This window comes from Allobosea sp. NPDC055332 (assembly GCF_053645455.1).
In genome coordinates this window covers 652,720-666,337 of sequence record NZ_JBSHMO010000001.1, presented here as the reverse complement: position 1 = coordinate 666,337, position 13,618 = coordinate 652,720, and the positions used below count along the sequence as shown (strand labels likewise).

Below are 13,618 nucleotides of genomic sequence, written 5' to 3'. Positions count from 1 at the left end.
CAGGCAAACTCAGCCGGAGGTTGTTATGGCAAAATTGCTGACGCTACGCCACCTCGGCGTCAAAGACCGGGTCGCTAGGAAGCTCGTAAGCAGGGTCGGCCGGTAAGTCGCTGTAATCCGAGTAGCCTTCGAACAGCGCCTGGAGCTCGTGCTCCTCGATGAAGCGGCGGATTTCCGCTGGCGGGATATAGTCCTTTCGAAACCAGGGGAAGCGCGCCGGGTTGAAGACGTCGCGGATATAAGTGATGCATTTGCGCACCTGCGGCTGATCCATCACCTGACGGTTGCAGACGAGCCAGACGTCCCGGGTCAACAGCCAATCCTCGGCCACGTGCACGAGACCGGTCGTGATCGTCTCGCTATAGGTTGGAATGGCGGTCAGGCCTCCACCACGCTTCACGCCGATCAGTTGAGCCGAAGCGGTGTTGGTGCCGAAGCGCACGAACTCGTCCTTCGGCCTGGTGTGCTCATCCAGGCGCAAGGCGTGGCTCCAGATCTGCGCGCCGGAAATCTCCAGCACGTTGAAGTTGTCGATCTCGGCTTTGCTCATGGGCTTGCCGTTCTTGCGCACATATTCCTGGCTGGCGAAGAGCACGACATGCAGCCAACACAGCCGAACCACGACCAGATCCGGATTGCTCGGCCGCTCGAACTGAATGGAAAAGTCCACCGCAAGATTGGCAACGTCCTGCTGGGCGACCTCGCAATTGAGATAGACTGTGATGTCCTTCTCTTTCTCAACCAGCTCCAGCAGCCGCGGCACGATCCAGAACGAGCCGAGACCTTCCGTGCAACCGATCCGAACCCCGCGGCGCTGATCCTTCGCATTGGCCACCGAAGCGGCGAGGCGGCGGGCGCCGTTGTACATGACCTCCGCCTGTTCGCGCAGCGCCGCGCCTTCGGGCGTCAATACCAGGCCGTTATGGGTCCGGACGAAGAGGGCGCGTCCCAGCGTTTGCTCGAACGCCTCGAACCGCAGCCGCAGATTGTGGACGCCTCGCTCGAGGATGCGTCCAGCCTCCCGGTAGCTGCGCACTTCGGCCAGCACCAGGAAGATCCGGACGTCATCCCAGTCCAGCGCTGCCATGGGCGCGAGCTTAGACTGTGTCACTTCTGAGTGCACCTGCGTCGTTTTCCGATGCAGCCGAGCCTCTGAATCGCTGGTACTGTCTGAGTGTTCGTGAGAATTCCTCTCACTCAACTTGGGGGCGCGGGCCATGGGCATTCACACTGTGCCAGTTGGGAAGAAGGTATCTCATCGCAAGATGAGAAATCTTCTCGGGTTAAACTCGGAGAAATATGGCAAGGGGATAATCTGTTATACTCCGACCGAGGAAATAATCACTCATCTTCTCGAAAATGCTACTTCATATATTATGAAGTTGGCACCCATCGATGTCGTCATGAAGGTGTTTCGCTATAATCCGGAGACTATTGTTGCCTTCAATCGCGGCGCTTGGCGAGAGAAACCCGGCAATGATTCACTGGGCTTCTGGTGCCATCTGCCTCTCAACGCCGATGGTCACGACGCCCTGTTCGACGGCAGGCTGGATCGCGGCGATCCGGACCTTCGCTACATTTGCCGGCAGCACGAGCGGCCCGCGGCGATCTATCACTGGCTGGTCTACGCCCAGCCGAACATTCTCGGCGGCCTGTCGCTGGTGATGGACCGCTTCACCTCGACGCGGCTGCGCGGACTGCCGATGTACTGCATCGCGGCGACGCCGACCGCGCACAGCCTGTTTCTGAGCTCCGGCTTCAAGCAGGGCGCGAGCCACAAGCATTGGGTCAATCCCAATATGATGACGCTGGTGCCGCCGGACCCCGCGGCGGACCGGCCGGTTTATGACAGCTATGTGCCGAACCCGCCCGATCCGAAGAAGCTCGGCATCAAGGTCGCGCACACGGTTCATGAGCTGATGGTTGCCGCCTCGATCCGCGGCGCAGCCTATGTCGGCGAGCGGATGCTGCCGGTCTATGACGACATGGATGGCAACGACCTCTCGGCGACCCACCTGATCGGCTATGTCGGCGACGAGCCGGCCGGCTGCATCCGGATCCGCTACTTCGCCGATTTCGTGAAGCTCGAGCGGCTTGCGGTCATCCCGCAGCACCGCGGCGGCCTGGCCTTCAAGCTGGCGCGTGCTGCCATCGCCTTCGCGCAGATGAAGGGGTACAGCCGATTCTATGGCCAGGCGTCCTACCCCTACATCAAGCTGTGGAAGCATCTCGGCTTCACGCAGCGCTCCGATGAAGGGCTGACGCACGTCACCGACGAGGTCTACCACGAGATCGACCTGGTGACCGACCCGCCGGTTGAGCGGCTGACCCCAGATTCCGGTGGGCTCGTCCTCGTCCGCCGCGAGGGACAATGGGACCGCCCCGGCGCCTACGAGACCTGGGGAGAAAGCCAATGAGCGATCCTGTTGCCGAGCGCGATATGTCCGACAGCCTGATCGCGATCGAGCGGGAGCCTACGCAGGAGGAGGAACTCGCCGCCATCACGACGATGGTCGCCTATCTCCTGCCGCAGGCGCGCAAGCTCAGCCCCTCCCTGGCCATGTATCTCGGCCTGGCCTTGCACGAGCTGTCGCTGCTGCGGGCGATCGATGATGGGGTGGTCGTTCGCCTGCAGTCGTGAGGGGGGAGGGGGAGGCTCTGGACCGATCTGTTCAGAGCCTCTCCTGCCTCTCTCCTGTCGAAGCTTCCTGCGCGGTAGACGGAGCCGCAAAGTTCCTGTTCAGTGGAGCGGGGAGTTGCCAATGAGCAAGAAGAATCCGAACCCGATTGACTGCCACGTCGGCAGTCGCGTGCGAATGCAACGGATGGTTGCTGGCATCAGCCAGGAACGGCTTGGCTCTGCCCTAGGGGTAACCTTCCAGCAGATCCAAAAGTACGAAAAGGGGTCCAATCGGATCAGCGCCAGCCGTCTCCAGCAAATCGCCGATCTGCTGAAGACCGATGTCGCCTTCTTCTTCCATGGAATGTCTCAGCCGGCGAGAGCCCTGGAGCAAGCCAGGAATGCGAACCCCGAGGCGGTCCTTGAATTCACCATGACTTCGCAGGGCGTTCAGCTGAACAAGGCGTTCGCGAAGATCAAGGACCAGAACGTCCGCCGTCGACTTGTCGATCTGGCAGAGGTCCTGGCAGAAGAAGGCCAGAAAGACGGGAGCTAAGCTCCGGAGCCGACGACCTTCAGGCAGCGCGGTCCCTCGTAGGCCAGATCGCATCACACGATCAATCGCGAGGGGAGTTCGCCATGTCGAGCGAAGACTACCCGCGTGCCAATCATAGGCATCACTATTTTATTGACGGGGCGGAGGCCTTTGCGGCTGCCGCGCACGGCCCCTGGCGGGAGATCCGCACTGCGCCCGTGCTTCAGCGAGTCATCGTCGGCGCCAGCCGGCTGACGGAAAACGGTGTCGGCAGCTACTGGTGGCAAGAGAACGATGTCATCAGCGCGGACAGACTGCCGACGCGGCATCCGGCCGCCATGCATTGGCGAGCCTGCCAGAGGTGACGTCGACGGCTCGGGCGAGCAGGCAGCCGGATGAAGGATTCCAGCCTGCTAGATATGGCATGCTGAGCCACCCCGCCTGGCATTTTCAAGCCAGGATTGCGGCAGCGGGCCGCGGCCAGCCGTTGCCTTCCGCGGCCTCGTCGCCTATCTAGCGGCCAGATTTCCCCAAAGCCCGAACGCCAGTCGCAAGCGGAGCCCGCACGCCCCATGTCTCGTCAGTTCATCTACCATATGCGCGGCCTGTCGAAGACTTATCCGGGCGGCAAGCAGGTCCTGAAGGACATCCATCTTTCCTTCTATCCGGATGCCAAGATCGGCGTGCTCGGCGTCAACGGCGCCGGCAAGTCGACCCTGCTCAAGATCATGGCCGGCTTCGACAAGGAGTGGACCGGCGAGGCCTGGGTCGCCGAGGGCGCGCGCGTCGGCTACCTGCCGCAGGAGCCCAAGCTCGACGAGAATCTCACCGTCCGCGAGAACGTCATGCTCGGCGTCGGCCCGCAGAAGGCGATCCTCGACCGCTACAACGAGCTCGCCATGAACTATTCGGACGAGACCGCCGACGAGATGACCAATCTCCAGGACGAGATCGAGGCCAAGGGCCTGTGGGATCTCGATTCCAAGGTCGACCAGGCGATGGACGCGCTGCGCTGCCCGCCGGACGACTGGCAGGTCGGCAAGCTCTCGGGCGGCGAGCGCCGCCGCGTCGCGCTCTGCAAGCTGCTGCTCGAGCAGCCGGAACTGCTGCTGCTCGACGAGCCGACCAACCATCTGGACGCCGAGACCACCGCCTGGCTCGAAGGGCACCTGCGCACCTATCCGGGCGCGATCCTGATCGTCACCCACGATCGCTACTTCCTCGACAACGTCACCAGCTGGATCCTCGAGCTCGATCGCGGCCAGGGCATCCCCTATGAGGGCAATTACTCGGCCTGGTCGGTGCAGAAGCAGAAGCGCCTCGCCCAGGAAGGCCGCGAGGACGTCTCGCGCCAGAAGACGCTGGAGCGCGAGGCCGAGTGGATGGCCGCCTCGCCGAAGGCGCGCCAGGCCAAGAGCAAGGCCCGCATCCAGCGCTATGACGAGCTGGTGCAGAAGGCCTCGAACAAGGGGCCGGACACTGCCCAGATCATCATCCCGATCGCCGAGCGGCTCGGCAACAACGTCGTCGACTTCGAGGACCTGTCGAAGGGTTTTCAGGACAAGCTGCTGATCGACGGGCTCACCTTCAAGCTGCCGCCGGGCGGCATCGTCGGTGTGATCGGCCCCAACGGCGCCGGCAAGACGACGCTGTTCAAGATGATCACCGGCGTCGAGAAGCCTGATGCCGGCACGATCAAGATCGGCGAGAGCGTCCAGCTCGGCTATGTCGACCAGAGCCGCGACTCGCTCGACGACAAGAAGAACGTCTGGGAAGAGATCTCGGGCGGCAACGACATCATCTATCTCGGCAAGAAAGAAATCAATTCAAGAGCTTATTGCTCGGCCTTCAACTTCAAGGGCGGCGACCAGCAGAAGAAGGTCGGCTCGCTCTCGGGCGGTGAGCGCAACCGCGTCCACCTCGCCAAGATGCTGAAGAGCGGCGCCAACGTCCTGCTGCTCGACGAGCCGACCAACGACCTCGACGTCGACACGCTGCGGGCTCTGGAAGAGGCGCTGGAGGATTATGCCGGCTGCGCCGTGATCATCAGCCACGATCGCTGGTTCCTCGACCGCATCGCGACCCACATCCTCGCCTTCGAGGGCGACAGCCATGTCGAGTGGTTCGAGGGCAATTTCCAGGATTACGAGGAAGACAAGCAGCGGCGGCTGGGCATCGACAGCACCATCCCGAAGCGCATCCAGTACAAGAAGTTCACGCGCTAAGCGGTTGGTGGAGGATTCAAAAAAGCCCGCGCTCCGGAAACGGGGCGCGGGCTTCTTATTGAGCGCTCTGCGGCAGGGGGGCCACAAGCGGATGCCCCTAGTTCCATAAGGAGTGTTCTATCGGCTGCTATGGTGGCAGTTCACACTCCCTCGCGTATTGTTGCGAAGCGATGCGAGGCCCTATGCGATTTGCAGTGAGATTTTTGCCGCCCTGGTATCCTGTCGAAACCGACGAAATCGAAGCGGTGCTGGCAGATTGGATAAGGAAATACCTACCGACGAACGAATCCTTGTTGGATCTGCGCTTTACGGTGATCGGCGTCTGCCGTGCTCGCGTCGAGATGGCGATCTGCCTTCAAGATGGGCGTATCGCTCGCGTTATCCTGCCGGATGATCCTGCTGCGCCGCCTTCCGCTGAGGATCCGCTAGAGATTGACTACTTCGATGATGTGAGAGGGCTGAACGCTTTCATTTCTCGTGATGCGGCGGAGCATCAATAGATTTCAGATGAAAACACTACCGCTGGTGCCTAGCCCTTTGGTGCCCCCGACGCACATCTGCCTCTCTCTACGTGATGCACAAGCGCCACACTGCGTCCGCCGATAAACTTCGCCGTCATACACGCCTTGATCCCGTCCGCGACCAGGCCTAAAGCAGCCGCCCGTTCAACCAAGAGGAGCCCTGTCGATGGCAACGCAACCGAGAGCGACACGTTTCGTGCCGACGCTCGATCTGCGTTCGGCTGACAGGATTCCAATTGGGATGAACGGCCATGGCCAAGTCCATGATCCGGCGCCGGCAGGAGGCCGAGCGCCTTAGTATCGAAGCTTACGAGACGACGCTGCGGCGGGTTCGCCGCGCGGTCCGTCCTGCCCCGGATTTCGAGAGGGCGCTGGCCGAGGTCGGCAAGGACATCGCCGGTCCGACCGTTCGCGAGGGCGCTCTGTGGCGTCCGCAGTTGAAGACGCGCAATGCTGCGCGTCTGCGGCTCGCGGCGGCCAAGTACCTCTATGCGCACTATCCGGTTCCGCTGCATCTCGAGCGAATCTGGCTCGACAGCAGTGGTCTGCCGGCGGCCGAGATCCTGCTGCGCAAGCGTTGGTATGTCGCGGCGGCGCGTGGCGCGTCGCTCTACAAGGCCGAGGCGAGCGCCTGGCTCTCGCGCAAGGAGGTGCACGCGTTCCTGAGCCTCGGCGGCGACCTTTCGTTCGAGGAGGCGTTCTGCTTTGCCATCGCGCTGTCCTATACGGACGAGGCGGGTGTCGCTGCGCGGATCGCCAGGACCAAGATCGCTCTAGCGCCGCGGGAGGAGATCGCGTTCTGGCGTGAGGTGATGCGCTTCTTCTGCGGCCAGCCCACCACGGGCGAGGAGATCGACGATCTCTGCGATTTCCTGAGCGCCGCAAGACGCCGGGATGCGGGCTACAGCCTCAAGGGGCGAACGCTCGCTTCGCTCAGGCGGGCGATGCAGGAATGGCATCGCGACATCGCCGCGATCGAGCGGATCGAGGCGATGCGCCGGCGCGCCATGAACCGCCCCGGGGCTCGGCAGGCGCCGGAAGGAGGGCGATGGGACGGCTCCCCGCTGCCCGATTGGCATTGGGAGCCTTCGAGCAGGGAGGCTGTCGTCAAGGGCGAGCGCTTTGTTCTGCGCCAGCTCACCTCGGCGGAGGACCTCGTCTATGAGAGCCGCGCCATGCATCATTGCGTGTCGAGCTACGCCGCGAAATGCATCGCCGGCCAGGCGTCGATCTGGGTGTTGCGTCGCGTCATGCATCAGAGGATCGATCGCCTGCTGACGATCGAGGTCAATCCGCAGAACCGCGTGATCCAGGTGCGCGGCTTCGGGAATCGCCTGGCCCAGCCGGGCGAGCGCGCGATCCTCGAACGATGGGCGAAAGCCAGGGGGCTCGTGCTCGCATCATGAGAACGCCGCGCCGGCAGCTTGCCGGCGCGGCAGTTCAGACCTCACATCGTCAGTGCGGTCTCGCGTTCCGGAAGCGCGGTCGGCGCGGTCGGCCAATTCACCCCGGTGAGTTCTTCCGAGACCCGCCAGAGCCGGGCGGCGACGGCGCTGTCCCGCGCTTCCTTGCCGATCCTAGCTTCGCCGACCGGGCCCTTCAGCTCGAACATGTGCTGCGGCCCGTAATAGCCGGCCGGCTTCGCTTCGGGCGCGGTCGCGGCGAACAGGGTGGGCAGCGCACCCGCCGCGGCTGATTGCGACATGAACGGCGCGAGCAGGGACGAGAAGCGTTCGGCCATGCCGGGCCTGCCGCCGCGGCCCAGTCGCGGGCCGCTGGTCTGCAGGTCGGTGATGGCGTAGCCGGGGTGGGCGGCATTGCTCATCAGGCCCCAGCCGAGCGCGTCGCTCCGCCGCTGCAATTCGAAGGCGAACAGGATCATGGCGAGCTTGGACTGGGCATAGGCTCGCCAGGGCTTGTAGGCGCCCTGCCATTGCAGGTCGTCGAAATGGATCGCCGCCAGCAGGCGGTGCGCGCCGCTGCTGAGATTGACGACGCGGGGGCGATCGCCCTGGCGCAGCAGCGGCAGCAACCGGCCGGTCAGCGCGAAATGGCCGAGATAGTTCGTGCCGAATTGCAGCTCGAAGCCGTCTTTGGTCTCGTGCCGGGCCGGCGGCGTCATCACGCCGGCATTGTTGACGAGGAGGTCGATCGCGTCCCAGCTCTCGGACAGCCTGTTGGTGAAGGCCTCGACCGCGCCGAGATCGGCAAGATCGAGGTCGTCATAGGAGATCGCGGCTGCCGGCACCGCGGCGCGGATGCGCTTCAGCGCGTCCGCGCCCTTGGCGGGATTGCGTCCGGTCAACAGCACCTTGGCGCCAGCGGCGGCGAGCGCCAGGGCGGTCTCGTAGCCGAGGCCGCCCGTCGCACCGGTTATGACGACGCGCCGGCCCTGCTGGGACGGGATGTCCTTCGTGCTCCAGGTCACGCCCGAGCCTCCCCGCCGAGCAGCTTCTGCAAGGCCACGAGATCAGTCCCGACGAAATCCGAGGAGCGGCTGACGTCCGCCCATTCCGCCGCCTGCCTCTGCCGCTCGGCCTCGGCCTGGGCGAGGACGAAGAGGGCGTCGCTGCCGAGGACGAGATGGGCCGGCAGGGTCTCGCGCCGGCTGAGGTCGAGGATGATCCCGGCGATCCGCTCGGGATCGCCGATCTCGTTGCCGACATAGGCTTTCAGCAGGTCGAGCACGGCGCCGACGCTGGGCTGGTAGTCCGGCATGACGGCCGGCGTGTTGCCGCGGGCGATCTCGCCCCAGCCGGTGCGCATGCCACCGGGCTCGACCGAGACGATCTTGACGCCGAATGGCGCGACCTCCTTGGCGATGACCTCGGTGAAGCCGCCGACCGCCCACTTCGCCGACTGATAGGCGCTGAGGCCGGGCATGCTGGTGCGCGCGCCGACCGAGGAAATGTTGATGATATGGCCGGCGCGCTGGGCTCGCATCGCCGGCAGCGCGGCGCGGGTGAGGTTCACGACTCCATAGAAATTGGTCTCGATCTGGGCGCGGAAGCTGTCCTCGCTGGTCTGCTCGAAGGCGACGGCATGGCCGTAGCCGGCATTGTTCACGAGCACGTCGAGCCGGCCGAAAGTGTCGACCGTGACGGTCACGGCCACATGCGCGGCCGCCATGTCGGTGACGTCGAGCGCGAAGGAAAGCAGCGTGTCGGGGTATCGGGCCTCGAGATCGGCGAGGCGGCCGGGATCGCGCGCGGTGGCGACGACGTTGTCGCCGGCAGCGAGAGCTGCTTCGGCGATCGAGCGGCCAAGGCCGCGGGAGGCACCGGTGATCAGCCAGGTCTTGGTCATGAGATGTCCTCTCGGTATTGTGAGTGAGTACTTGCTCATTTAAATCAATCAAAAGGGCCCAAGCGGCCCTTCCTCGGCAGATGTCAGGCGGAAATGCCGTCCCAGAAGATCGAAAAGCCGGTCTTCCTGTAGTGCTCGTGCCGGCTCGGCTCCTGGGCGATCAGGTCGAGCGTCATGGTGCCCAAGGCGTCGAGAACCGTGCCGATGAAGCTCTGCGGCTGGTCCTTCAGCACGCCGTCGCGATGCCCCTGCTCGAACAGGGCACTGATCTCGGCGAAGGTGACCGCGGACTTGTTGCGGGTTTCCTGGGTGATCCGGTCGGAGACGGCGAGCTGCCGCAGCGCCTTGCGCTTGGCGGGATATTTCGCGCCCCACTCGATGAAGCCGTTCCAGAAGTGCTCGAAGCGGTCGCGCACGCTGCCATCGCGCGGATAGGAGGGCACGGTGAGCCTGGCGAAGTCGGTCTTCAGCTCGAGATAGAGCTGGTTGAGGAGCTCGTCCTTGGTGGCGAAATAGGTGAAGAGCGTGCCCTCGGCGAGGCCGGCTTCCCTGGCGATCTTGGCGGTCGGCGCGCCGGTGCCATGCTCCGCCACCAGCTTGCAGGCGGCGGCCAGGATCGCTTCACGCTTCGCTTCGCTGAGGGGACGGGCCACGGGTTGCTTCGATCAGAATGAGTGAGTGATTGCTCATTTATCTGGATGCAGCGGACCCTGGAGTCAAGGCCGCCCGCGCTCGTTTTTTCAAAGCGCGCGCCCGACCCGCCAGCTTCGCCGTTCTCGCTCTGGAAGGGGGGCCTTGAGCGCCGGAAGCCTCAGGCTTTGCCCTTCACCAGGATGTTGGCGTCGACATCCTGGATGTCGCGCTTGCCGCAGAGGGCCATGGTGATGTCCATCTCCTTGCGGATGATGTCGAGGGCGAGCTTGACACCTTCCTCGCCCATGGCGCCGAGGCCGTAGAGGAAGGCGCGGCCGATCAGCACGCCGCGGGCGCCGAGCGCCACCGCCTTCAGCACGTCCTGGCCGGAGCGGATGCCGCCATCCATCCAGACCTCCATGCGCCCGCCGACCTGCTCGACGATGCCGGGCAGGGCCGCGATCGAGGACACCGCGCCGTCGAGCTGGCGCCCGCCATGGTTGGAGACGATCAGCGCGTCGGCGCCGCTCTGGGCCGCGAGCTCGGCATCCTCGGCGTCGAGGATGCCCTTCAGGATCAGCTTGCCGCCCCAGCGGTCCTTGATCCACTTGACGTCGTCCCAGCTCAGCGTCGGGTCGAACTGCTCGGCGGTCCAGGAGGAGAGCGAGGAGAGGTCGCCGACGCCCTTGGCATGGCCGACGATGTTGCCGAAGCTCCGGCGCTTGGTGCCGAGCATGCCCATGCACCAGCGCGGCTTGAAGGCGAGGTCGATCAGGTTGGCGAGCGTCGGCTTGGGCGGGGCGGAGAGGCCGTTGCGGATATCCTTGTGGCGCTGGCCGAGGATCTGCAGGTCGAGCGTCAGCATCAGGGCCGAGCAGCCGGCCGCCTTGGCGCGGTCGATCAGGCGCCCGATGAAGTCGCGGTCGCGCATCACATAGAGCTGGAACCAGAACGGCTTGTCGGTGTTCTCGGCGATGTCCTCGATCGAGCAGATGCTCATGGTCGAGAGCGTGAAGGGAATGCCGGCCTTGGCGGCAGCCTTGGCGGCGAGAATCTCGCCATCGGCGTGCTGCATGCCGGTGAGCCCCGTCGGTGCGATCGCGACCGGCATCGAGACATCCTGGCCGATCATGGTCGTCGCCAGCGTGCGGTTGGTCATGTCGACGGCGACGCGCTGGCGCAGCTTGATCCCGGCGAAATCGCTTTCGTTGGCGCGGTAGGTGCCCTCGGTCCAGGCGCCGGAATCGGCATAGTCGTAGAACATGCGCGGCACGCGGCGCTTCGCCAGCAGGCGCAGATCTTCGATGGTCAAAGGCTGGGCCATGGTCGCCAAATCCCGCGTTTTCTTCGTGTCCCCGGTCGCATGGAACGGGACGGGAGGCAACCGCGGAGGCTGCGCACCGGAGCATTCCGGCCCTGCTTCAGGCCCTGTTCATCGCGATGCGGCGATGGCAGCGGTTGAGCCGGGCGGCCCAATCCTGTAGGGCGGCCTTCCCACCTTATGCTTCAGCGAGACCTTTCCATGCTTCTGCGGCTCGTCGCTGCATTCCTGTTCTGCGGCCTTGCGACCCTCGCCTCTGCTCAGCAGCAGGAGGTCGGCTGGAAGAACGGGCGCGAGGCGGCCGAGATCGAGCGCAAGATCACGGCCCTGATCGGCAGGATGACGCTCGAGGAGAAGGTCGGCCAGCTCCACCTCTCCGGGCGCGGCGAGGGCTTCGACATCAATCAGGTTAAGGCCGGCCGCATGGGCGCGGTGATGAACTTCGTCGTGCCGCAGGAGGTCCGGCAAGTCCAGGAGGCGGTGCGCCAGTCGCGCCTCAAGATCCCGCTGATCATCGGGCTCGACGCCGTCCACGGCTTCTCGACCTATTTCCCGCTGCCGCTAGGCCAGGCGTCGAGCTGGAATCCGCAACTGATCGAGCAGGCGGCCTATTGGACCGGGCGCGAGGCGCGCGCCGCCGGCGTCAACTGGACCTTCGCGCCGATGGTCGACATTTCGCGCGATCCGCGCTGGGGCCGGGTGCTGGAGGGGGCCGGCGAGGACGCCTATCTCGCCAGCGTGATCGCGGTGGCACGCACCCGCGGCTATCAGCGCGGCGGCGTCGCTGCGAGCGTGAAGCACTTCGTCGGCTATGGCGCGGCCGAGGGCGGGCGCGACTACAACTCGACCTGGATCCCGACGAGCCAGCTGCACGACCTGTTCCTGCCGCCGTTCAAGGCCGCCTTCGACACCGGCGCGATGACGGCGATGGCGGCGTTCAATGCGCTCAACGGCATGCCGGCCACCGCCCATCGCGGCATGCTGACCGACCTGCTGCGCGGGCAATGGGGCTTCCGTGGCTTCGTCACCTCGGATTTCGGCTCGATCACCGAGCTGCGCCTGCATGGCATCGCCAAGGACGATGCCGAAGCCGCGCGCAAGGCGCTGCTCGCCGGCATCGACATGGACATGATGGGCGACGTCTACCACAAGCACCTCGCGGGCGAGGTGAAGGCTGGCCGCGTGCCGATGAAGGCGCTCGACGAAGCCGTCCGTCGCGTGCTCAGGGTCAAGTATCATCTTGGCCTGTTCGAGCGGGCGGACGTCGACGTCGCCGCGGCGCCGTCGCTGATGCAGACCGAGGAGGCCCGCAAGGTTGCCCGCCAGGCGGCGCGCGAAGGCGTGATCCTGCTCAGGAACGACAAGCAGACGCTGCCGATCGCGCCTTCCGTCAAATCGGTCGCGGTGATCGGCGCCATGGCGGTGCCGGAGGACGAGCGGGTCTGGACCGATCCTGCCGGGCTCGGTCGCCGCGTCGTCCAGCCGTTGCCGGAGGCGCTGCGCGAGCAGCTGCCAGCCGACGTCACGGTCACCTATGAGCCGGCCTTCGCCAAGAATTGCGGCACCGAGTTCAAGGACAAGGACGCCGCATTGAAGGCGGCCGCCGCGGCCGATCTCGTCGTCGCCATGCTTGGCGAGGATTGCGAGTTCATGGGCGAGGGCGCCTCGCGCACCGATCTTGGCCTGCCGGGCGTGCAGCAGGAATTGCTCGAGGCGCTGGTTAAGACCGGTAAACCGGTGGTGCTGGTGCTGGCGACCGCACGGCCGCTGGTCCTGAGCTGGGCTGACAAGCATGTCGCAGCGATCGTGCAGACCTTCCATGGCGGCACCGAGGGGCGCGCCGCGATCGCCGAGGTGCTCGCCGGCAAGGTCAATCCGGCCGGGCGCACGCCGATGAGCTTCCCGCGCTCGGTCGGGCAGATCCCGGTCTATTACGACCAGCTGCCGACCGGGCGGCCGCAGAAGATCCGCCAGCGCTATGAATCGATCTACATGGACGAAGCCAACGAGGCGCTCTACCCGTTCGGCTTCGGCCTGTCCTATAGCCGCTTCGCCTACGCCAATCCGCGCGTGACGAACGCCAAGGTGCCGTTCAACGGCGCGACCGAGGTCGCCGTCGACGTGACCAATCAGGGGGATCGCGACGGCCAGGAGGTGGTACAGCTTTATATCCGCCAGCCGGTGGCGGAGCGGTCACGGCCGCTGCGCCTGCTCAAGGGCTTCGAGAAGATCACGCTGAAGGCCGGCGAGACGAAGACGGTCAAATTCCGGCTGGAAGGACGGGCGCTCGGCGGCCATGACGATGCCGGCCGCTACCAGCTCGATCCAGGTATCATTGAGGTTTATTTGGGGGGCTCTTCACTCGCAGCGGTAAGGACGCAATTCGATCTGGTCAAACCCTGAGCGGACGTTACGGCAGCTGCCAGCGGTTTCATCTCGACAAGCTTGCGTTTTCGG

General features: G+C 64.9%; 13 protein-coding genes. 8 read left to right on the top strand and 5 right to left on the bottom strand.

Going from position 1 to position 13,618, the window contains the following annotated elements; genetic code table 11:
- Window positions 1–43: 43 nt before the first annotated feature.
- On the bottom strand, window positions 44–1,087 hold the full coding sequence (locus ACWIGM_RS03380) for a LysR family transcriptional regulator (RefSeq protein ID WP_454024511.1): 1,044 nt from the start codon (window positions 1,085–1,087) through the stop codon (window positions 44–46).
- A 130-nt stretch (window positions 1,088–1,217) separates the two neighbouring features.
- Here ACWIGM_RS03380 and ACWIGM_RS03375 point away from each other — a divergent pair, with 130 nt between their 5' ends.
- The 7 genes from ACWIGM_RS03375 (at window position 1,218) to ACWIGM_RS03345 (ending at window position 7,307) form a co-directional block, all read left to right on the top strand.
- Window positions 1,218–2,417 carry a GNAT family N-acetyltransferase gene (locus ACWIGM_RS03375; RefSeq protein ID WP_454024510.1) on the top strand — a complete coding sequence of 400 codons (1,200 nt, stop codon included), beginning with the start codon at window positions 1,218–1,220 and terminating at the stop codon, window positions 2,415–2,417.
- Window positions 2,414–2,641 carry a hypothetical protein gene (locus ACWIGM_RS03370; protein WP_454024509.1) on the top strand — a complete coding sequence of 76 codons (228 nt, stop codon included), beginning with the start codon at window positions 2,414–2,416 and terminating at the stop codon, window positions 2,639–2,641. Before ACWIGM_RS03375 ends, ACWIGM_RS03370 begins: the two co-directional genes overlap by 4 nt.
- A gap of 121 nt (window positions 2,642–2,762) precedes the next feature.
- Complete coding sequence (locus tag ACWIGM_RS03365) at window positions 2,763–3,176, top strand: helix-turn-helix domain-containing protein (RefSeq protein ID WP_454024508.1); 414 nt, start codon at window positions 2,763–2,765, stop codon at window positions 3,174–3,176.
- 83 nt (window positions 3,177–3,259) lie between these two features.
- Window positions 3,260–3,520, top strand: coding sequence for a hypothetical protein (locus ACWIGM_RS03360; RefSeq protein WP_454024507.1), 261 nt, complete (start codon window positions 3,260–3,262; stop codon window positions 3,518–3,520).
- Between the two features lie 207 nt (window positions 3,521–3,727).
- Window positions 3,728–5,380, top strand: coding sequence for an energy-dependent translational throttle protein EttA (gene ettA / locus ACWIGM_RS03355; protein WP_454024506.1), 1,653 nt, complete (start codon window positions 3,728–3,730; stop codon window positions 5,378–5,380).
- Between the two features lie 182 nt (window positions 5,381–5,562).
- Window positions 5,563–5,880, top strand: coding sequence for a hypothetical protein (locus tag ACWIGM_RS03350; protein WP_454024505.1), 318 nt, complete (start codon window positions 5,563–5,565; stop codon window positions 5,878–5,880).
- Window positions 5,881–6,152: 272 nt separating this feature from the next.
- Window positions 6,153–7,307, top strand: coding sequence for a PcfJ domain-containing protein (locus tag ACWIGM_RS03345; protein ID WP_454024504.1), 1,155 nt, complete (start codon window positions 6,153–6,155; stop codon window positions 7,305–7,307).
- Between the two features lie 41 nt (window positions 7,308–7,348).
- Here the strand turns inward: ACWIGM_RS03345 and ACWIGM_RS03340 are convergent, their stop codons facing one another.
- From ACWIGM_RS03340 to ACWIGM_RS03325, 4 genes are all read right to left on the bottom strand, one after another.
- A complete protein-coding gene (locus ACWIGM_RS03340; RefSeq protein ID WP_454024503.1) occupies window positions 7,349–8,329 on the bottom strand; it encodes an SDR family oxidoreductase in 981 nt (326 codons plus the stop codon).
- On the bottom strand, window positions 8,326–9,207 hold the full coding sequence (locus ACWIGM_RS03335) for an SDR family NAD(P)-dependent oxidoreductase (protein WP_454024502.1): 882 nt from the start codon (window positions 9,205–9,207) through the stop codon (window positions 8,326–8,328). Before ACWIGM_RS03335 ends, ACWIGM_RS03340 begins: the two co-directional genes overlap by 4 nt.
- 83 nt (window positions 9,208–9,290) lie before the next feature.
- The gene (locus ACWIGM_RS03330) at window positions 9,291–9,860 is read right to left on the bottom strand and encodes a TetR/AcrR family transcriptional regulator (protein WP_454024501.1); all 570 of its coding nucleotides are present in this window, start codon (window positions 9,858–9,860) and stop codon (window positions 9,291–9,293) included.
- 158 nt (window positions 9,861–10,018) lie between these two features.
- Window positions 10,019–11,164: an alpha-hydroxy acid oxidase gene (locus ACWIGM_RS03325; RefSeq protein ID WP_454024500.1), complete on the bottom strand. Its 1,146-nt coding sequence runs from the start codon at window positions 11,162–11,164 to the stop codon at window positions 10,019–10,021.
- A 198-nt stretch (window positions 11,165–11,362) separates the two neighbouring features.
- On the opposite strand from ACWIGM_RS03325, the gene ACWIGM_RS03320 reads away from it, so the two are divergent.
- Window positions 11,363–13,564: a glycoside hydrolase family 3 N-terminal domain-containing protein gene (locus ACWIGM_RS03320; RefSeq protein ID WP_454024499.1), complete on the top strand. Its 2,202-nt coding sequence runs from the start codon at window positions 11,363–11,365 to the stop codon at window positions 13,562–13,564.
- The last annotated feature ends 54 nt before the right edge of the window (window positions 13,565–13,618 follow it).